Source organism: Sporosarcina sp. G11-34 (assembly GCF_026931025.1).
Map to the genome: position 1 here is coordinate 1 of NZ_JAHNZW010000027.1, position 19,744 is coordinate 19,744.

A 19,744-nucleotide genomic window follows, 5' to 3' on the forward strand; every position below is an offset into this window, starting at 1 on the left:
GATTTCCCATTACGCAAGTAAGTAAGATCCCTCAAAGAAGATGAGGTTGATAGGTCCGGGGTGTAAGTGCGGCGACGTACGTAGCTGACGGATACTAATTGATCGAGGACTTAACCACTACAATTAAAAAGGTCTAGTTGGTTACAAATTTTAATACACTAATGTCTGTTTTATCCAGTTTTGAGCGAACAAGCTCAAAGAGTCTGGTGGCGATAGCGAAGAGGTCACACCCGTTCCCATACCGAACACGGTAGTTAAGCTCTTCAGCGCCAATGGTAGTTGGGGGTATCCCCCTGCAAGAGTAGGACGTTGCCAGGCGTTTTAAAAAGTCATTACCTTTATGGTAATGACTTTTTTGTTATATGGATCTAAAATTCTAAGTCTGTTTGCTTCATATAATTAGGAATTCTTGTAATTTCATTAACTTTAGCCTAAAGTAAGAACTAAGCTAATTGAAGCGACGTTCTTATTAATGGAAGTAATTCATGTTTTATCTATGAAAAATGGAATAACTAAGTCCAATTGATGAATGATTATTAGGAGAAAACATTTTCAACGGTATGATTATCCTCTAAAATGATTGAAGAACTTGTTCAGTGAATAGTAAGAATATATACATTAATATAGAGTTCCTTGACAGCTTGAATGCACGCTGATACTATCTTAATAATATTCAAATGAATCTAGGGGGCAAAAATAGATGTGGGAATCAAAATTTGCACGTGAAGGATTAACATTCGATGACGTGTTACTAATACCCGGACCATCCGAGGTACTTCCTAAGGACGTATCTTTAGCAGTTGATTTGACGGAGAAGATTAAATTAAGCATACCTGTGATCAGTGCTGGTATGGATACGGTAACCGAGTCTAAGATGGCGATTGCTATGGCAAGGCAAGGTGGCCTTGGGGTCATTCATAAGAATATGAGTATTGAAGAACAGGCTGAACAAGTTATAACAGTAAAGCGTTCAGAAAACGGAGTTATTACAAATCCATTTTACCTAACGCCGGAACATCAGGTTTTCGATGCCGAGCATCTTATGGGAAGATACCGTATTTCAGGTGTTCCAATTATTAATAATGAAGAAGAATTAAAATTAGTAGGTATTATTACAAACCGTGATATGCGCTTTATCCAAGACTATTCACTTCTTATTGAAGACGTGATGACGAAAGAAAATCTTGTGACGGCTCCAGTAGGTACGACGCTTGCGGACGCAGAAAAGATTTTGCAACAATATAAAATTGAAAAACTTCCTATCGTCGATGATGAAGGAATCTTGAAAGGCCTTATTACAATTAAGGATATCGAGAAAGTGATTGAGTTCCCGAATGCGGCAAAAGACAAGCACGGTCGACTACTTGTAGGAGCCGCAGTAGGAGTTACTTCAGATACTATGGTTCGTGTTGAAAAACTTGTAAATGCAGAGGTAGATGTGGTTGTTATTGATACTGCACATGGTCACTCGAAAGGTGTTCTTGATACAGTAGCACAAATTAGAAAAGAATATCCGGACTTAGATATTATCGCTGGTAACATAGCGACAGCTGAAGGTGCACGTGCGCTTTATGAAGCTGGTGCTGACGTTGTTAAAGTTGGAATTGGTCCCGGTTCAATATGTACTACGCGTGTCGTAGCGGGCGTTGGGGTTCCACAAATTACAGCTATTTATGAATGTGCTAGTGAAGCACGTAAACAAGGAAAAACAATGATTGCTGATGGTGGAATTAAATATTCTGGTGATATCGTTAAAGCACTTGCGTCTGGTGGACATGTCGTTATGCTCGGCAGCCTTCTTGCAGGTACGACAGAAAGCCCAGGGGAAACAGAAATTTTCCAAGGACGTCGATTCAAAGTATATCGTGGTATGGGTTCAATCGGGGCAATGGAACGTGGCTCAAGGGATCGTTATTTCCAAGATGAAGCTAAAAAACTTGTACCAGAAGGAATCGAAGGCCGACTTCCATACAAAGGGCCGCTTTCAGATACAATTCATCAACTGATTGGTGGAATACGTGCGGGTATGGGATACTGTGGTACGAAAGATCTTCACGACCTGCGTGAAAAAGCTCAATTCGTCCGTATGACAGGTGCGGGATTACGTGAAAGCCACCCACACCAAGTTCAAATTACAAAAGAAGCGCCAAACTACTCAATTTCATAATTTGGTTAAAGAATAAAGGAACTTTAGCACCTTTCCTGCGTCTATATATGGAGCGGGAAGGTGCTTTTTTACCTTGACTTGGCAAGTATTTTCTTACGATGGAAGCAGAACTTTATGCTGAATAAAGTTGGTAATCTTTGATTCCCATGGCGCATTGGATTTATGGTAAAATGATTAAAGGAAATAGCAATAACGGAGGTTGTACGGTGAAGATGAAAATTAAATTTAAAAAGTATATAGCACTAGTTGTTATACCACTTTTATTGATTATGACAGTTGGAACAGTTCCAGCGCTCGCTGATGAAAGATTAGGCATCCATGTTGATGGGGCAATTCTAATTGACGCGGATAGCGGAAAAATACTATACGAAGAAAATGCGGATACACCACTAGGCATTGCAAGTATGACGAAAATGATGACAGAGTATATTCTTTTCGAATCGATTGAAGCAGGTAAGATTACTTGGGACCAAGAATACAAAGTGAATGACTATACATATGCTATTTCACAAGACAGAAGTCTAAGTAACGTTCCACTTCGTAGAGATGGTACATATACAATTCTTGAATTGTATGAGTCTCTTGCAATTTATTCTGCGAACGCTTCAACGATTGCTATTGCCGAAACAATTGCAGGTACCGAAACCGAGTTTTTAAAACTCATGAATGCAAAAGCTGAAGAACTTGGCTTAACGGATTATAAATTCGTCAACACGACGGGTTTGAATAACAACCATCTTCAAGGAATGCATCCACAAGGTACAGGTCCCCAAGACGAGAACGTTATGCCGGCAAAGTCAGTTGCTAAGCTTGCATATCATTTACTAAAAGATTATCCGGAAGTTCTTGATACGACAAGTATAAATACAAAACTTTTCCGTGAAGGTACTCCAGATCAAATTAAAATGGATAACTGGAACTTTATGCTTCCTGGTTTTGTCTATGAATATGAGGGCGTTGACGGTCTTAAAACAGGGACGACAGAATTTGCAGGACATAGCTTCACAGGGACTGCAAAGCGCGATGGAAAAAGAGTGATTGCAGTTGTTATGAAAGCAGTCGATGCAAAAGGTAAAGGCTCATATAAAGCGAGATTTGACGCAACACGCGCATTATTTGATTACGGATTTAGCCAATTTTCAGTTGAAGAATTTGTTCCGGCGGGATATGAATTTAAGGATCAAAAAAGCCTTGACGTGAGTAAAGGTAAAAAAGGTTCCGTGGCAATCGCAGTGAAAGAACCGATGCGTATGATGGTTAAAACGAGTGAAAAAGATTTGTATAAACCTGAGTTAATAATTGACGAGAAAAAGCTAACGAAAGATACACTGCAAGCACCTATCAAAAAAGGTGCGGTCGTTGGTCAAGCGAAACTAGTTAAGTCTGAAGGAACAGATTACGGATTTATCGATTCCAATCAAGGAACAACAGACGTTGTTACAACGGTTGCTGTTGAAAAAGCAGGTTGGTTTTCATTGACGATGCGTGCAATCGGTGATTTCTTCTCGGGCGTTTGGACAAGTTCAATTGATTTCGTTAAAGGGTTATTCAAATAAGTATGAGGCGGTGGATCTTAACTAGATCCACCGCCTTTTTTTATTGTCCAGGTTTTTGGCGTTTTTTAGGTCCGACCGGGTGCTTATGTTTTTCTTATACCCCATGCGCGCATAAGATTGTTTATGGCGTCTGTTATTGAGTGCACGGAGAGCCCGCCGAAACCGATTAGAAAAGATGGTTCTCCGAGGATGGGGGTTGTTCTGTAACTATTAAGTCCATATAAACGAATGCCGACTTTCTCGGCTGCTGTCGTAAGCATTTGTTCACTTTCCCCAGTATGGACAGTGACAATAATATGCATGCCAGCTTCATCACCAGAAAATGAAACATGCGGTGCATAGGGAATAAGTGTTTCTGTTAACGTTTGTAGTTTCCGTTTATAGATTTTTCTCATCTTGTTTAAATGACGTGAAAAGTGCCCATCCGCCATAAAGCGCGCAAGTATGTGCTGATCGAGTCTTGGAACGGTTGAAGCGTAATGGATGAAAGCGTCTTTATATCGTTCGAGAAGTACGTTAGGCAATACCATATACGCAATGCGTAAGGATGGCATAAGTGATTTTGAAAATGTGCTTAAATAAATGACACTGTCTCCTTTGTCCATCCCTTGCAGAGAAGGAATTGGACGTCCAGCATAACGGAATTCACTATCATAATCGTCTTCAATGATGAAGTGTTCCTCCTGTGATGAAGCCCAGTTCAATAACGCCGTCCTGCGTGCCGCAGAGAGGACTGTACCGGTGGGGAACTGGTGGGAAGGGGTAACGTATGCAATTGTTGCATCTGACTGTTGGAGTGACTGTACGTCTATTCCTTCGTCATCGACATGAATCGGAATTGCCTCTCGGTTATTATGAAAGAAAACGTGGTGCGTAAGTGGATAACCAGGGTCCTCAATAGCATAAGTTGCCCCAGTCCCTAAAATCCGAATGACTAGCGGCATAAGTTGTTCAGTTCCGGATCCGACAATGATTTGCTCGGGTGTACAATCTACACCACGTGAATGATACAAATAGCGTGCAATTTCTTGTCGAAGTTCGATATCACCGTGCGGATCACCAAGAAGGAGAAGATTTTTTGACGATTCATCAATCACTTCTTTTGCGTATTTTCTCCATTGGGTAAACGGAAAAGAATCGGTGTCGATATGACCCGGGGAAAAGTCAAAGTCAATGGAATCTTGTTCTTCAATTGTTGCCATTTTCGTATTTTTTATCGGGCGAACGTATGCAAGTTCTTCTATCGCCTGTACGTAAAACCCTTTTCGCGGAATGGATGAAATGAAACCTTCTGCAATAAGTTGCCCATATGCAAGTTCAATCGTTGTTTGGCTTACATCTAAAAACTCACCAAGCTTTCGTTTGGATGGCAACTTCATCCCAACGGGTAGCTTTCCGTCTGTAATATCCACACGAATCTTTTCATAAATTTGTTCATACAAAGGCATGTCTATATCTTTTTCTAATTTTAATACTAACATTTCCACTTCAATCAACTCCGTCTGACCCCTCCAAATTCATCAGTACTGGGTATTTTAATAAGGTCATACTCCATTATACTGAAAAGTAAGACAAGGGGGAAGAAAAAATGAATATTAAATACGGCGGCGTTATTATGGATGTTATCAATGCAGAGCAAGCAAAAATAGCGGAGGCGGCAGGTGCGGTAGCGGTAATGGCACTTGAACGTGTTCCATCGGATATACGAGCGGCTGGTGGCGTTGCACGTATGGCAGATCCACGTATCGTGGAAGAAGTACAACGTGCGGTGTCCGTACCAGTTATGGCGAAAGTTCGAATTGGCCATATTTCTGAAGCGCGCATATTAGAAGCAATGGGCGTTGACTTTATCGATGAAAGTGAAGTACTAACACCTGCGGATGATGAGTTCCATTTACTAAAAAACGATTATAGAATTCCATTCGTTTGCGGTGCACGTGATCTAGGTGAAGCAGCTAGAAGGCTTGGCGAGGGAGCGAAGATGCTTCGTACGAAAGGTGAACCGGGAACGGGGAATATCGTTGAAGCGGTGCGTCACCTTCGCATGGTGAATGCGCAAGTACGAAAAGTTGTCAATATGAACGAAGATGAGTTAATGACAGAAGCACGTATTTGGGGTGCACCGTATGAAGTCCTTCTCGCAATCAAAAAGACTGGACGTCTTCCAGTGACAAACTATGCAGCTGGCGGTGTAGCAACACCTGCTGACGCGGCGCTTATGATGGAACTTGGAGCAGACGGTGTCTTTGTTGGATCAGGTATCTTTAAATCAGATAATCCTGAGAAATTTGCACGTGCAATCGTTCAAGCAACAGAAAACTACCAAGACTACGAGCTCATTGGTCAATTGTCAAAAGATATTGGTACGCCGATGAAAGGTATAGAAATGTCGACATTAGCATCTGGGGAGCTTATGGCGAATCGCAGTTTATAATTGAAACACGAAAACAGCTTGTTCGATGCCGCGCAATTAGCATCGAACAAGCTGTTTTTAATTGTCGTACAACTTGCCAAAAGATTGACTATATAGTAAAATGGATATAATTTAAATAGTTGATGACGATGATGGGAAGTAGTAGCAAGTCTGTTTTTTTTAGAGAGTCGGTGGGTGGTGAAAACCGATAAAGACATTTGCGAATCCGTCCCTGAGTAGCTAGGCTGAATATGAGTAGGCCTGTGCCGGTTATTGGACCGTTATTTCAATTAAAGTGGATTGGACGGGGTTGTCCAGTCAATTTGGGTGGCAACGCGGGTAGCTCTCGTCCCTTATATAGGGAACGAGGGCTTTTTTTCTTGTCTACTATTTAATATCGTCTAAAATTAAAGGAGGAATTGCCAATGCTTGATATTAGAAACTTTCGTGCAAACTTTGATGAAATAAAAACAAAACTTACAAAACGTGGCGAAGACCTTTCAGAACTTGATAACTTCGGTGGTCTCGATGAAAAAAGAAGAGAATTGATTTCTAAAGTTGAACTACTAAAAGCAGAACGAAATGAAGCATCTCAGAAAGTTGCGGTAATGAAACGTAACAAGGAAAATGCAGACGATGTTATTTCTCGGATGCGTGAAGTTGGAGATGAAATCAAACAACTTGATGAAGAACTTCATCAGGTCGAAGAGAAATTAAATTATATTATGATGCGTATTCCAAATATTCCTCATGACAGCGTTCCCATTGGCGACAGCGAGGACGATAACGTTGAAATCCGTACATGGGGTGACAAACCTGAATTTAGTTTTGAAGCAAAACCACATTGGGATTTAGGTACAGACTTAAATATTCTTGATTTTGAACGTGCGGCAAAAGTAACGGGCAGTCGTTTTGTCTTTTATCGCGGTCTTGGTGCACGTTTAGAGCGTGCACTTATTAACTTTATGCTAGATCTTCATATTGATGAGCATGGCTATGAAGAAATGTTGCCACCGTATATGGTAAATCGTACAAGCCTAACAGGAACGGGACAGCTTCCGAAGTTTGAAGAAGATGCATTTTTGATTGAAGAAGAAGATTATTTCCTTATCCCGACCTCTGAAGTACCCGTAACGAATTTTCACCGTGATGAAATATTAGACGGTGCACAACTTCCGGTTGCTTACGCAGCTTACAGCACGAACTTCCGCTCAGAGGCGGGTTCTGCTGGACGTGATACACGCGGACTAATTCGCCAACACCAGTTTAACAAAGTTGAGCTTGTTCGTTTCGTTAAACCGGAAGACTCGTATGATGAGCTTGAAAAGTTAACAGGTCATGCGGAAAAGGTATTGCAATTATTAAACCTTCCATACCGTGTATTGAAGATGTGTACGGCGGATCTTGGATTTACAGCTTCGAAAAAATACGATCTTGAAGTGTGGATTCCTACTCAAGATGCATACCGTGAAATTTCTTCATGTTCGAACTTTGAGGATTTCCAAGCACGTCGTGCACAAATCCGTTTCCGTCGTGAAGCGGGTGGGAAACTAGAGTATCTGCATACATTGAACGGTAGTGGTCTTGCGGTTGGTCGCACAGTTGCAGCAATTCTTGAAAATTACCAACAAGAAGATGGCTCAGTCGTTATTCCAGAAGTCCTTCGTCCATATATGGGTGGAAAAGAGAGAATAACTATTTAAGTTTAACTAAAGAATCCTACTAACAACGCTCGGCGCTAGGGGATGCCTCCCGCAATGAGCCAGAGGGAAAGGCGTTGTCTGTCTCGTTGCTTCGGCTAACCGGGTAGTCGCCTTCGCTGGATTCGTGTTTAAATAAGAACACCTTATTTCAGCACACCCGAAAATCGTTGAATAAGGCGACACTCCAGCGGGAATAGCATTAGCCGAAGACCCCGCAGCGTAGCGAGGAGGCTGAGGCAATGCCCGCGGAAAGGGAGCCGGTTCAACGATTTTCTTTTTAGTGAATATCTTATTTAAATATTTAAGTAAAAAAGGCTTGTGCTTAAAGTCATTCGACTTTTGGCACAGCCTCTTTTTTTAATCTTTTTTTCCGTTCTCGAATCGCCCTGAAAAATGAGGTTAGTATTTCACCACATTCATCCCCGAGAACGTCTTCAGTTACTTCGCACTCATGGTTAAAGCGTGGATCATTCAATAATCGATAAAGTGAATGGACACAGCCGCCTTTTGGATCGCGTGCACCATAGACGACCCGCGGGATACGGGATTGTAAAATGGCACCGGCACACATTGGACATGGTTCAAGTGTTACGTAAAGTGTAGTATTTTCCAAACGCCAACTTCCCGTCTCATGACACGCATCTTGTATAGCTGAAAGTTCTGCATGGGTGACTGCATTTTGTGTCGTTTCCCTTAAATTATGTGCTTTTGCGATTACTTTACCATTTTGAACGATAACCGCTCCAATTGGGACTTCCCCAAGTGCGGATGCTTTCATCGCCTCGTCAATTGCCAGTCGCATAAATGCTTGATCTTTTTCATAGAAATCCATTTTCATCGCTCCTTTGCAATAGTGTAGCATTTCAATTGTTCCACGTGGAAAAAATAGCAACATTTACTTTCTTAAACAAAAATCGGGTGCTCTATGATAAAATAAAGAGCGCTACGTAACTACAAGATGAAAGGGGCTTTCTAATGCCTATTCCGTTCATAACGGTCGAAGGTCCGATTGGCGTTGGAAAAACATCACTTTCCAAAGCCATAGCAGAAGCACAAAAATTTTATTTATTGAAAGAAATTGTTGATGAAAATCCATTTTTAAATAAGTTTTACGACAATATAGAAGAGTGGAGCTTTCAAACGGAAATGTTTTTTCTATGTAATCGCTACAAACAACTAAGCGATATCAAGAAGGAAGTTACGATTGAAGGTAAACCAGTTGTTGCCGATTATCATGTGTTTAAAAATCTTATTTTTGCGAAACGTACACTTGATGAGGCAGAATATGAAAAGTATAAAGCAATTTACAATATATTGACGAAAGACATGCCGGTTCCAAACATCATCGTTTATTTGCATGCAAGCCAAGAAACGCTTATGGAACGGATCGCTCTTCGTGGCCGTGAATTCGAAAAGAATATGGACCCTGCCTATTTAGTTCAACTTACTGAGGACTATCATACATTTATCGAACAGTTTGAGAAGGCGCATCCGGAAATTCCAGTCCTCCATTTCAATGGCGATGACTTAGACTTTGTTCAAAACGATAAGGACTTGCAATACATTTTAAACGAAGTCGATCGAACGATACGAAAAGGAGTTACTTTGAAATGAACTTACGTGAAAAATACGGAATCCCCCAAGATGCGGTCATTACAATTGCAGGAACAGTCGGTGTTGGTAAGTCAACAATGACCAATGCGCTTGCCAATGCATTAGGTTTCAATACATCATTTGAAAATGTCGATGAGAATCCTTACTTAGATCGTTTTTATGATGATTTTAAAAAATGGAGTTTTCATCTGCAAATCTATTTTCTTGCTGAACGGTTTAAGGAGCAGAAACGGATTTTCGAAAGTGGCGGCGGATTTATTCAAGACCGTTCCATTTATGAAGATACGGGTATCTTTGCCAAGATGCATATGGAAGAAGGAACGATGGACCCCGTGGATTATAATACATACACGGATTTGTTTGAAGCAATGGTAATGACGCCTTATTTCCCACATCCTAATTTACTTATATATTTAGAAGGTCCATTGGATGGTATTATTGCTCGCGTACAAGAACGTGGTCGTCCGATGGAGCAACAAACGCCAATTACGTATTGGGAAGAGATGTACAATCGCTACGAGAAATGGATTGAATCATTCGACGCATGTCCCGTCCTTCGATTGGATATTAATGAATACGACTTGATGGGTAATCCAGAAGAAATCGAGTCGATTATCGAACGAATTGGTCAGTCTTTGGAACAGAGGACTTTATTAAAATAATATAAGTAGAAAGCATCCACTTCAATTTGAATATAAAAAAACGAGCGTGCCATCCAATTTTGGGTGGCATGCTCGTTTTAAATTACTACTTTGGAAAAGAACTCTTCATAAAGCGATCTTAGTATTTTATTTTCATCTTTTTTATCGACACCAAACACAAGACTTACCTCAGAAGATCCTTGATTAATCATTTCGATATTGGCACCTGTACGAGAAATTGCAGAAGCAGCTCGTGCAGCGAGCCCAGTTGTATGCCGCATTCCTTCACCAACAAGGACAATCATAGAGTAATCTGTATCGCGTAAGTGAACATCGTCTACATTTAATTCATCTTGCACGCGTTGAATAATTCGTTCTTTCTTTTCAGTATTCAAAAACTCACTTCGAATAATAACGGATAAGTTATCGATTCCAGAAGGGGTATGTTCAAATGGGATTCCTTCATCTTCCAATATTTCTAGAAGGCGACGCCCAAAACCAACTTCCTGGTTCATTAAGTATTTATAGACAAACAAAGTAGAAAACCCGCTATCCGCCGCTATCCCAATGATGGGTTGTTTAGAATGATCGCGCTCTTTTACAATAAGAGTTCCCGGAGCGTCGGGATTGTTTGTGTTTTTTACACAGACCGGTACTGATTTAAGAAATGCAGGCATCAATGCTTCATCATGGAAGACAGAGAACCCGGCGTAAGCAAGCTCACGCATTTCACGGTATGTCAGTTCTGAAATCGCCATTGGCTCGTCGACGATTGTAGGGTTTGCTGCAAAGACTGAGTCGACATCAGTGAAGTTCTCGTACAGTTCAGCGCCAACCGCAGCCGCCACTATCGAACCGGTAATATCTGATCCACCTCGATTAAACGTACGTAACGTTCCGTCTTCCGTGTATCCAAAGAAACCAGGGAAAACGATAATTTCGGATTCGTTGCGTAGCTCCGCCAATTTTTCATATCCTTTTGTTAGCGCACGTACACGTTCCGGTCGATCGTTAACGATTAACCCTGCATCATTAGGAGATATATATTTCGCTGGCATACCGATACTTGTAAAATACTCCGCGATTAGTTTCGCATTATTATCTTCGCCCGCAGCTTTTATAGAATCCATGAATAAGCTTGAATCACTGCTGTCTGCGGACAGGCGCTCACGTAAATCAGTAAAGATCACGTCAATAATTGTGTTTGAAAGGCCCAGTCCTGAAGTAATTTGTTCATATCGATTGACTACGTCGCCCAATTCCTTCTCTGTATCATTTCCGCTAAGGGCCGCCTTAGCAAGAAGAATAAGAAGATCCGTTACTTTTTCATCTTCAGAAAAACGTTTTCCGGGTGCTGAAACGACGACAACTTTTCTTGAAGGGTCAGACGCTACAATAGCAGCGACTTTTTTGATTTGTTCAGCAGATGCGACAGATGTTCCTCCGAATTTACATACTTTCATTTAAATCAGATCCTATTCTCTTAATAGTATAATAATTGAATGTTGAAAAATGGACTTGTTATTGTTCAGAAACTTCACTATAATGTGTTTATGTGTAGAACAATTGTATTTTTATAGTGTACATATAGTAGGGGGAATCGTCAATTGAAAACTGAAATTAATATTGGTTTATTAGGTTTTGGTGTTGTGGGCAGTGGTGTAGCTAAAATTTTGCAAAATCACCAAGAAGACTTGCGTCATAAACTTGGTACACCTGTCACAATTAAAAAAGTTCTTGTGAAAAATTTAAATAAGAAAAGAGATACGGCAGTCGGAATTGAAGCTTTTACTACGGATTTGAATGAAGTACTTGAAGATGAGTCCATTGATTTAATTGTAGAAGTGATGGGCGGTACATATGAAGCAAAAGATGCGATTGAACGTTCACTCCGTGCTGGAAAAGGCGTTGTAACAGCAAACAAAGATGTCATGGCGGAATACGGACTGGAGTTATTGAAGCTGGCAGATGAAAATAAATGTGATTTGTTTTATGAGGCAAGTGTTGGTGGGGGAATTCCACTAATCCGTACATTAGAAGACGGTCTCGCATCTGACCGAATTACTGCTTTGACAGGTATTGTGAACGGGACGACGAACTTTATTTTAACAAAAATGAAACATGAGAACATGTCTTACGAAGATGCATTAGCGGAAGCAACTGAACTTGGTTTTGCAGAAGCAGACCCATCCGCAGATGTCGATGGAATCGATGCAGCACGTAAAATGGTTATTTTAGCTTCGCTTGCGTTTTCTACGAATGTTCGTTTAGAAGATGTATTTGTCAGAGGAATGAAAGAAATTCGCGACGGTGACTTGGAACTAGCGGAAAGGTTTGGCTATACGATTAAGTTAGCTGGATCTGCTAAAAAAGATGAAGACGGTGTTGAAGTAGCTGTAGAGCCAGTATTTTTCCCGAATTCACACCCACTTTCGTCTGTGAATAATGAATTCAACGCGGTTTATATTTACGGCGATGCGGTTGGGGAGACGATGTTTTATGGACCCGGTGCTGGTTCACTGCCGACTGCAACATCAGTAACGGGAGACGTTGTTGCAGCGTGTCGTAATCTACTTCTTGGCGTAAACGGTAAGCGACTTCATGCGCCACAGTTTGAGCGCAAAGTAAAAAATGACAGCAATAAGTTTTCGCGTTATTTCCACCGAATTATAGTGAAAGATGAAGTTGGTGTGTTAACGAAATTGACTTCTATATATAGCCAACACGGTGCAAGTTTGGCGACAGTCGTCCAACATTTAGATGAAAAAGAAGCGGGTGCAGACTTGGTTTTCATCACACATGAAATTTCACGTCAACAGCATCTCGATATTGTAAATGAATTGAATGGTACACCAGAGGTAATCGGCGTCTCAAGTCATTACCGGATTGAGGGGGAAGAATAATGGCCACAAGATGGAATGGTTTAATCGAGGAGTATAAAGAATGGTTGCCGGTTACAGAAAATACACCGATGTTAACATTGCAAGAAGGAAACACACCGCTTATCCATATGGAGAACTTGTCTAAAGATTGGGGAATCGACCTGTATGTAAAAACAGAGGGAACGAATCCAACGGGTTCATTCAAAGACCGCGGAATGGTTATGGCAGTTGCAAAAGCGAAAGAAGAAGGAAAAAAGGTGCTTATTTGTGCATCGACAGGTAATACATCCGCATCGGCGGCAGCATACGGTGCTCGTGCAGGTATGCGGACAATCGTTGTCATTCCAGAAGGTCGAATTGCGCTTGGTAAACTTGCGCAAGCGAAAATGTATGGAGCAGAAATCGTTGAAATCGAAGGAAACTTTGATGTAGCGCTTGATATGGTACGCGCGGCTGGAGAAGGCGACGTTGCGCTTGTGAACTCGGTGAACCCGTACCGTTTAGAAGGTCAAAAAACAATCGCATTTGAAACGATTGAGCAACTTGGAAAAGTACCGGATATTTTCGCACTTCCAGTTGGGAACGCGGGCAATATCTCGGCGGCTTGGAAAGGATTTAAAGAATACGCCGATAAGAAAGGGACTGCTTTACCTACTCTTCTAGGCGTACAGGCTGACGGGGCTGCACCGATTGTTTATAATCGTGTATTTGAAAATCCTGAAACGGTTGCGACGGCGATTCGGATTGGGAATCCTGCCAGTTGGGAATTAGCAACTAACGCGCTTACTGAATCTGAAGGTACAATTCTTTCTGTTACTGATGAAGAAATACTAGAAGCATATAGTTTAATCGCTGTTTCAGAAGGAATTTTTGCGGAACCTGGTTCATGTGCTTCTATTGCAGGTATTAAAAAGCAAGTTGAAAATGGATCTTTGAAAAAAGGTTCGACTGTCGTTGCGATTCTAACGGGCAATGGATTGAAAGACCCTGATACAGCGATTGAAGTGAATAAAGAAAAACCTTTGATGTCCCAAGAACAATTTGACGCATTTTTAAGCGAGTTGAAAGCGTGATGGCAAGATCTAGTTTTTCTGTCGTTATTCCTGCATCGACGGCAAATCTTGGTCCGGGCTTCGATAGTATAGGGCTTGCGTTAGACCTTTATATGACGGTAGATGTATCACCGGCTGAAGCTTGGGACGTTATCTATGAACATGATGGGTTTGAAGGATTAGCTAAAGGTGTCGATAATTTAATTGTAGCGACGATTACTACGATTGCAGAGTTGCACGAATGTGAAGCGCCGATCTCAAAACTTGTCGTTCAATCAGATATTCCGCTAGGCAAAGGACTCGGAAGCAGTGCGGCGGCAATTGCAGCGGGCATTGAAATTGCGAACAGTCTTCTTGGGTTGAATCTTTCAGAGAAGAAAAAAGTACTTCTTGGTAGTGAGTTTGAAGGGCACGCCGATAATGTTTCAGCCGCATTACTTGGCGGTGTGACCATCTCCTATTTTGACGGTAAGGAAATCGATGTCGTTCATATTCCTAAACCAAAAATGGGGGCTGTTATTCTTGTTCCACCTAAGGGCTTGCTAACGGAAGAATCAAGAGGACTTCTCCCGGAGCAACTTGGGCATTCGGAAGCTACTCGTAGTAGTTCGGCAAGTAGTGTTCTTTCGGCCGCAATCGCCCAAGATGATTGGGAAACGGCTGGTCGAATGATGGAAAAGGATGTCTTTCATGAGCCGTACCGGAAGCAGTTATTTCTAGACTTTGACGCAATTCGTTCAGTGTGTCGGGAACTTGGCGCTTTTGGAATGACAATTAGCGGGGCGGGGCCGTCTTTATTCGTTGCGGTGAAACTAGGAACAGAACAAGAAGTTGCCGAAAAGTTGGCGGAACAATTTACTTATTATGAATGCATTGCCGTTCGCCCCGATGAATTAGGCACGAGGGTGAAATGAGTTATAACTAAATGAGTTAATTTCATAATGGAAGATTTAGTCTTGAAATACGAACAAAGTTGATTTTCGCTTCGGGCGGACGCTTTCCGTGGGCACGGCTTCAATCTCCTCGTCACTGCGTTCCTGCGGGGCTTTCAGCCAAGAGAGAGTGAACTTCCTCTCTCACTGCTGTTCCGACTGGAGTCGCCGCCCTCCGCTCCAATCAACGAAACGCCTTCTATAATTAATGAACAATAATTAATGAACAATAAAACTTGAAATCCCATTATCATTTGTATTTTAAGTTAAAATAGGGAGTTATGAAATCGACCCGTATAGGTTGAACTAGAAAATGCGACACCTAGCGTTTTTAGCAGGATCTTTTATTTTAACAAAAAAGCGGCAGACCTATATATATAGGGCCTGCTGCTTTTTATTTTGAATAACAATAAAAAAGACGACCGATAAGGTCGTCTTGGAAAGTTTATAATTAAATTAAAAATGGAGGAGGTAGAGGGATTCGAACCCCCGCGGGATTTGACTCCCCTGTCGGTTTTCAAGACCGATCCCTTCAGCCAGGCTTGGGTATACCTCCGTAGCAACAATTAATAATTTAACATGTATACGATTAAGAGTCAATAGTTTTGGCGAAAAAAGAATATTTTTCTTTTTGGATTGATTTTTAACCTAATAATATGTATACTTATAAATGCCGTGCTAGGTGGGGGGGTAGCGGAGCCCTGTAACTTGCAATCCGCTCTAGCAAGACTGAATCCCTTCCCGAGGCTGTCCACATGTAGGGTCTGCCTTTTGCACGTAGTGTTGACGTTTGGGTCCTGCGCAATGGGAGCCTATGAACTATGTCAGGTCCGGAAGGAAGCAGCATTAAGTGGGAATTCTCATGTGCCGTAGGGTCGCCTAGACTGAGCTGGCGACAGGAGTAACGCTTATGTGTGGCTGTCAGAGGAAGGTGCACGGCATTACATATACGATTCAACTCGTCCATATTTACGGACGAGTTTTTTATTGCCCGATTTTTTGGCAACTTGTATTTCAACCATTGCTAAAAAGGATATAAACGATTAATTGTGCTATAATAGAAACATTAATGCATTGCGTCAAAAGGAGTGGGAAGTGTTGGTGTATCAAGCTTTTTATCGTGTGTATCGGCCACAGTCTTTTGCTGAAATGTCCGGTCAGCAACATGTGAAACAAACGCTGCAAAATGCCCTCCTACATAATAAGACGACACATGCGTACTTGTTCTCAGGTCCAAGGGGGACAGGGAAGACGAGTGCTGCAAAGGTTTTTGCGAAAGCGTTGAATTGTGAAAATGGTCCTTCAAAAGAACCGTGTAACGAATGTCCGACATGTTTAAGTATTACCGATGGTTCGGATACGGATGTAATTGAATTTGACGCGGCATCGAATTCCCGTGTCGAAGAAATGCGGGATATTATTGAAAAAGTACGATTTGCCCCTTCAAATTCTCGTTTTAAAGTATATATAATTGATGAAGTTCATATGTTATCAAATTCTGCCTTTAATGCTCTTTTGAAAACGCTAGAGGAACCCCCATCTCACGTTGTTTTCATTTTGGCGACAACGGAACCACATAAGCTCCCTTTAACAATCATTTCAAGATGTCAGCGTTTTGATTTTAAACCGATCACGCCATTCGATATTATAGAGCGAATGAAAACAATTCTTGCTGATGCGGGGATTGAGTCGGACGAAGGTGCGCTTAAAGTAATTGCGCAAGCGGCCTCGGGCGGAATGCGTGATGCGTTGAGTATGCTCGATCAGGTCGTTTCTTTCAGTGGGGACAGATTGACGATTGAAGATGCACTTCTTGTAACGGGGTCTATTGGGGAAGATATCTTTTACCGGCTTGCAGAAGCTTTACAAAACAAGGATGCGGGGGCCGCGTTATTCCTTCTGAACCAATTGATATCGGAAGGAAAGGACGTATCTAGGCTAGCGGAAGACTTGATAACTTTTTTCAGGGATCTTCTATTACTACGTACAGCCCCGGACTTGAAGAATCTTCTTGAACTCGTGTCGGGTGACGATCGATTTGAAGAAATGGCAAACGGATTTGATCCGGACATCCTTTATTCATTTATCGACATCCTGGCGAAATCGCAACAAGAAATGCGTTTTTCTAATCATGCCAAAGTGTATATAGAGTCCGCACTATTGAAAATGGTTAGCATTGAGAACAGTTCTGCCCAAGTTGCGGGGAACCAAGCAATAGATCCAGAACTTGCGAACAAAGTAGTGAATTTAGAACGAGTTGTTGAAGCATTGCAGCAACAGATCGCGTCTGGCGTTGCTACACAATCAGCTGCACCAAGTTCTTCTCAGCCAAGAAAGAACGCATCTAAATCTGCCCAATCGTTTAGGGTTCCATCTGGGAAGATCAACGGCGTATTGAAAGAAGCGACAAAGCGCGATATTCAAACGATTCGAGAAGAATGGGCTGGAATGATGCAGACAATGCAAAAGTCACACTCTGCCCTTTTGGAAGAAACGGAACCTGTCGCTGCATCAGAGAACGCTTTTGTGTTAAAATTCAAATATGAAATCCATTGTCTGATGGCTTCTGAAAATGCGTCGCTTCGTACTGGTCTTTCAGAAGCGCTTCTTTCCCGAACAGGCAAGGCATATGAAGTAATTTATGTGCCTGAAGAAGGTTGGTTGAAAGTAAGAGAAGAATTTATTCGTAATAATAAACTTTCACCAAAGCAATCGGAGCCGCCGGAGTTATCCAATGAAGATGGCGGAGAAGAAACACATTCATTTGTTGAAGAAGCCGAACAAGAAAATGCAGACCCCCTTGTTAACGAGGCGGAAAAGATTTTCGGCAAGGAATTCATAAAAGTATACGATGATTGAAAATAAAAGGAGGAAACAAACATGCGTGGTGCAGGAAATATGCAAGGTATGATGAAACAAATGCAGAAAATGCAAAAACAAATGGCTGAAGCACAAGAAAAATTAGGTGAAGAGCGTCTTGAAGGTTCGGCAGGTGGCGGTATGGTGAAGGTAATTGTTTCAGGAGATAAAGAAGTTGTCGATGTAATTATCGATCCATCAGTAGTTGACGCTGAAGACGTTGAAATTCTACAAGACCTTGTAATTATTGCTACCAATGAAGCGATGAAAAAAGCAGAAGAATTAACGAACTCCACGATGGGACAATTCACGAAAGGATTGAACCTTCCAGGAATGTTCTAGGAGGAAGTACTATGCATTACCCAGAGCCAATATCAAAACTAATTGATAGCTTTATGAAGTTGCCAGGAATCGGTCCGAAAACAGCGGGCCGACTGGCATTTTTTGTATTAGGCATGAAAGAAGATACCGTTTTAGATTTTGCGAAAGCACTTGTAGATGCGAAACGGAATCTTCGCTTTTGTTCAGTTTGCGGGCACATTACGGATATTGATCCTTGTCATATATGCCAAGATCAGTCACGTGATATGACAATAATATGTGTTGTTCAAGATCCTAAAGACGTAATCGCCATGGAGAAAATGAGGGATTACAAGGGCTTGTATCATGTTCTGCACGGTGCAATCTCACCGATGGACGGGATTGGACCTGAAGACATTAACGTTCCTTCATTATTGACGCGTCTTCAAAATGAGGAAGTCGAAGAGCTTATTTTGGCTACAAACCCAACAATTGAAGGTGAAGCAACCGCGATGTACATTTCTAGGTTAGTGAAACCTTCAGGTATTATGACGACGAGAATCGCCCATGGGCTCCCGGTTGGCGGAGATCTGGAATACGCGGATGAAGTTACCTTATCAAAAGCGATTGAAGGTCGACGAGAACTCTAGGGGGCAAGGACTATGTTTCGTAAAAATAAAAAGCTGAAAGAAGAGTTTGATGAACGTCTCCTTTCATTAATGATGGAAACGAAAAAAGAATGGGAACAAACAAAGGCAATTGAAAAGCACCTTAATGATTACGACCAAGAAATAATCGTTCGTCGAAAAATTGCTGAAAGCAAACACTTCTATTTATTTAAAGAGGCAAAGGCAAGGCAACTAGGAAGAAACTGATATCTATTCACAGGGTCGCATAGAATGAAACATTCTTCTGAAAAGGGGCGTTTCCTGTGAAGTCAGTTCTTGTCATTCTAATTGTCGGTTTCATTCTCCTTCTATTATTGCTAGTGAATAAAAAGCAAGTTCGAAAAGTTATGGAACATTTATCCGTTTATTGGTTTCGTTTAGCTTTTTCTTTTCTTCTTCTATTTGTTTTGAATATAGCCGCTGGCTTCTTTGGTATATACGTACCCATCAACATAGCATCCGGCCTGCTTATTGCAGTTTTAGGTATTCCAGGATTTGCTTCAATTTGCTTCCTAGCATTCCTTTTGTAAAACATTATAAGAAAGTGTTGACATTATAGTCGATACCGTGGTATTCTAATGTTTGTCGCTTGAGAGCGCAAAATCATGAAAACAACAATTAAAAGTATTTCGAAATAGTTGTTGACTTCCTGAATTGAAAGTGTTATATTAAAGGAGTTGCTGTTACGGCAACAACTTACATAAGAAAAGGATAACGACCTCGACTTCTCAATGAGGAACGAAGACGTAATTCTAACTTAATGAACCTTGAAAACTGAACAGCAAAACGTCAACAAAGCGTTTGAGTGGTTTCCACTTAAATAGCTTACAACTCGGAACACTTCGGTGGACAGAGTATAAACGTTTCTAAGTAAGTCGATTTCCGTCGAACGAACAGAAACAAAGGAGAGGAATTCAATTCCTCTTTGCTAGCAAGAAATGAGCTATTCATTTTCTT

At 41.4% G+C, this 19,744-nt stretch carries 17 protein-coding genes, 1 tRNA gene, 2 rRNA genes, 1 other RNA gene and 1 other annotated feature; of the genes, 17 read left to right on the forward strand and 4 right to left on the reverse strand.

Annotated elements, in window-relative coordinates; all coding sequences use genetic code 11:
- From KSU66_RS20840 to KSU66_RS20855, 4 genes are all read left to right on the forward strand, one after another.
- Positions 1–118 (forward strand): 23S ribosomal RNA (locus tag KSU66_RS20840); the annotation flags it as partial.
- A gap of 84 nt (positions 119–202) precedes the next feature.
- Positions 203–318: ribosomal RNA gene (gene rrf / locus KSU66_RS20845) — 5S ribosomal RNA — on the forward strand.
- A 382-nt stretch (positions 319–700) separates the two neighbouring features.
- Positions 701–2,167 carry an IMP dehydrogenase gene (gene guaB / locus KSU66_RS20850; protein ID WP_269053375.1) on the forward strand — a complete coding sequence of 489 codons (1,467 nt, stop codon included), beginning with the start codon at positions 701–703 and terminating at the stop codon, positions 2,165–2,167.
- 212 nt (positions 2,168–2,379) lie between these two features.
- The gene (locus tag KSU66_RS20855) at positions 2,380–3,723 is read left to right on the forward strand and encodes a serine hydrolase (protein WP_269053389.1); all 1,344 of its coding nucleotides are present in this window, start codon (positions 2,380–2,382) and stop codon (positions 3,721–3,723) included.
- A gap of 83 nt (positions 3,724–3,806) precedes the next feature.
- Here the strand turns inward: KSU66_RS20855 and pdxR are convergent, their stop codons facing one another.
- Entirely contained in the window at positions 3,807–5,210 is a 1,404-nt protein-coding gene (gene pdxR, locus KSU66_RS20860) for a MocR-like pyridoxine biosynthesis transcription factor PdxR (protein ID WP_269053390.1), read from the reverse strand.
- 101 nt (positions 5,211–5,311) lie between these two features.
- Between pdxR and pdxS the strand changes: the two genes are divergently transcribed.
- Positions 5,312–6,157: a pyridoxal 5'-phosphate synthase lyase subunit PdxS gene (pdxS, locus tag KSU66_RS20865; protein WP_269053376.1), complete on the forward strand. Its 846-nt coding sequence runs from the start codon at positions 5,312–5,314 to the stop codon at positions 6,155–6,157.
- A gap of 119 nt (positions 6,158–6,276) precedes the next feature.
- Positions 6,277–6,493, forward strand: a binding site (T-box leader).
- 68 nt (positions 6,494–6,561) lie between these two features.
- On the forward strand, positions 6,562–7,839 hold the full coding sequence (gene serS, locus KSU66_RS20870; RefSeq protein WP_269053377.1) for a serine--tRNA ligase: 1,278 nt from the start codon (positions 6,562–6,564) through the stop codon (positions 7,837–7,839).
- 328 nt (positions 7,840–8,167) lie between these two features.
- Here serS and tadA read toward each other — a convergent pair whose 3' ends face one another.
- A complete protein-coding gene (gene tadA, locus KSU66_RS20875) occupies positions 8,168–8,671 on the reverse strand; it encodes a tRNA adenosine(34) deaminase TadA (RefSeq protein WP_269053378.1) in 504 nt (167 codons plus the stop codon).
- Between the two features lie 143 nt (positions 8,672–8,814).
- Between tadA and KSU66_RS20880 the strand changes: the two genes are divergently transcribed.
- A complete protein-coding gene (locus tag KSU66_RS20880; RefSeq protein WP_269053379.1) occupies positions 8,815–9,453 on the forward strand; it encodes a deoxynucleoside kinase in 639 nt (212 codons plus the stop codon).
- Positions 9,450–10,115, forward strand: a complete 666-nt coding sequence (locus tag KSU66_RS20885; protein ID WP_269053380.1) for a deoxynucleoside kinase — start codon at positions 9,450–9,452, stop codon at positions 10,113–10,115. Before KSU66_RS20880 ends, KSU66_RS20885 begins: the two co-directional genes overlap by 4 nt.
- Positions 10,116–10,192: 77 nt before the next feature.
- Here KSU66_RS20885 and KSU66_RS20890 read toward each other — a convergent pair whose 3' ends face one another.
- Complete coding sequence (locus tag KSU66_RS20890) at positions 10,193–11,557, reverse strand: aspartate kinase (protein WP_269053381.1); 1,365 nt, start codon at positions 11,555–11,557, stop codon at positions 10,193–10,195.
- A gap of 144 nt (positions 11,558–11,701) precedes the next feature.
- On the opposite strand from KSU66_RS20890, the gene KSU66_RS20895 reads away from it, so the two are divergent.
- The 3 genes from KSU66_RS20895 to thrB are packed head-to-tail and all read left to right on the forward strand — an operon-like array spanning position 11,702 to position 14,942.
- Entirely contained in the window at positions 11,702–12,997 is a 1,296-nt protein-coding gene (locus KSU66_RS20895) for a homoserine dehydrogenase (protein WP_269053382.1), read from the forward strand.
- Complete coding sequence (gene thrC, locus KSU66_RS20900; protein ID WP_269053383.1) at positions 12,997–14,049, forward strand: threonine synthase; 1,053 nt, start codon at positions 12,997–12,999, stop codon at positions 14,047–14,049. Before KSU66_RS20895 ends, thrC begins: the two co-directional genes overlap by 1 nt.
- Positions 14,049–14,942, forward strand: coding sequence for a homoserine kinase (gene thrB, locus KSU66_RS20905; RefSeq protein WP_269053384.1), 894 nt, complete (start codon positions 14,049–14,051; stop codon positions 14,940–14,942). Before thrC ends, thrB begins: the two co-directional genes overlap by 1 nt.
- Before the next feature lie 481 nt (positions 14,943–15,423).
- On the opposite strand, the gene KSU66_RS20910 is transcribed toward thrB, so the two are convergent.
- Positions 15,424–15,516, reverse strand: a tRNA-Ser gene (locus KSU66_RS20910).
- A 117-nt stretch (positions 15,517–15,633) separates the two neighbouring features.
- On the opposite strand from KSU66_RS20910, the gene ffs reads away from it, so the two are divergent.
- The 6 genes from ffs to KSU66_RS20940 all read left to right on the forward strand — a co-directional run bounded on the left by ffs (position 15,634) and on the right by KSU66_RS20940 (position 19,317).
- Positions 15,634–15,899, forward strand: an RNA gene (gene ffs / locus KSU66_RS20915) — signal recognition particle sRNA large type.
- A 159-nt stretch (positions 15,900–16,058) separates the two neighbouring features.
- A complete protein-coding gene (gene dnaX, locus KSU66_RS20920) occupies positions 16,059–17,819 on the forward strand; it encodes a DNA polymerase III subunit gamma/tau (protein WP_269053391.1) in 1,761 nt (586 codons plus the stop codon).
- A gap of 21 nt (positions 17,820–17,840) precedes the next feature.
- A complete protein-coding gene (locus tag KSU66_RS20925) occupies positions 17,841–18,161 on the forward strand; it encodes a YbaB/EbfC family nucleoid-associated protein (protein WP_269053385.1) in 321 nt (106 codons plus the stop codon).
- 11 nt (positions 18,162–18,172) lie between these two features.
- Complete coding sequence (recR, locus tag KSU66_RS20930) at positions 18,173–18,769, forward strand: recombination mediator RecR (protein ID WP_269053386.1); 597 nt, start codon at positions 18,173–18,175, stop codon at positions 18,767–18,769.
- A gap of 12 nt (positions 18,770–18,781) precedes the next feature.
- A complete protein-coding gene (locus KSU66_RS20935) occupies positions 18,782–18,994 on the forward strand; it encodes a YaaL family protein (protein ID WP_269053387.1) in 213 nt (70 codons plus the stop codon).
- 56 nt (positions 18,995–19,050) lie between these two features.
- On the forward strand, positions 19,051–19,317 hold the full coding sequence (locus tag KSU66_RS20940) for a pro-sigmaK processing inhibitor BofA family protein (protein ID WP_269053388.1): 267 nt from the start codon (positions 19,051–19,053) through the stop codon (positions 19,315–19,317).
- Positions 19,318–19,744: the final 427 nt, after the last annotated feature.

Coding starts and splice junctions, on each gene's coding strand:
- serS (WP_269053377.1), top strand. CDS start 6,562: ATGCTTGATATTAGAAACTTTCGTGCAAACTTTGATGAAATAAAAACA.
- KSU66_RS20890 (WP_269053381.1), bottom strand. CDS start 11,557: ATGAAAGTATGTAAATTCGGAGGAACATCTGTCGCATCTGCTGAACAA.
- guaB (WP_269053375.1), top strand. CDS start 701: ATGTGGGAATCAAAATTTGCACGTGAAGGATTAACATTCGATGACGTG.
- KSU66_RS20935 (WP_269053387.1), top strand. CDS start 18,782: ATGTTTCGTAAAAATAAAAAGCTGAAAGAAGAGTTTGATGAACGTCTC.
- recR (WP_269053386.1), top strand. CDS start 18,173: ATGCATTACCCAGAGCCAATATCAAAACTAATTGATAGCTTTATGAAG.
- KSU66_RS20885 (WP_269053380.1), top strand. CDS start 9,450: ATGAACTTACGTGAAAAATACGGAATCCCCCAAGATGCGGTCATTACA.
- KSU66_RS20855 (WP_269053389.1), top strand. CDS start 2,380: ATGAAAATTAAATTTAAAAAGTATATAGCACTAGTTGTTATACCACTT.
- tadA (WP_269053378.1), bottom strand. CDS start 8,671: ATGGATTTCTATGAAAAAGATCAAGCATTTATGCGACTGGCAATTGAC.
- pdxS (WP_269053376.1), top strand. CDS start 5,312: ATGAATATTAAATACGGCGGCGTTATTATGGATGTTATCAATGCAGAG.
- KSU66_RS20880 (WP_269053379.1), top strand. CDS start 8,815: ATGCCTATTCCGTTCATAACGGTCGAAGGTCCGATTGGCGTTGGAAAA.
- thrC (WP_269053383.1), top strand. CDS start 12,997: ATGGCCACAAGATGGAATGGTTTAATCGAGGAGTATAAAGAATGGTTG.
- thrB (WP_269053384.1), top strand. CDS start 14,049: ATGGCAAGATCTAGTTTTTCTGTCGTTATTCCTGCATCGACGGCAAAT.
- KSU66_RS20925 (WP_269053385.1), top strand. CDS start 17,841: ATGCGTGGTGCAGGAAATATGCAAGGTATGATGAAACAAATGCAGAAA.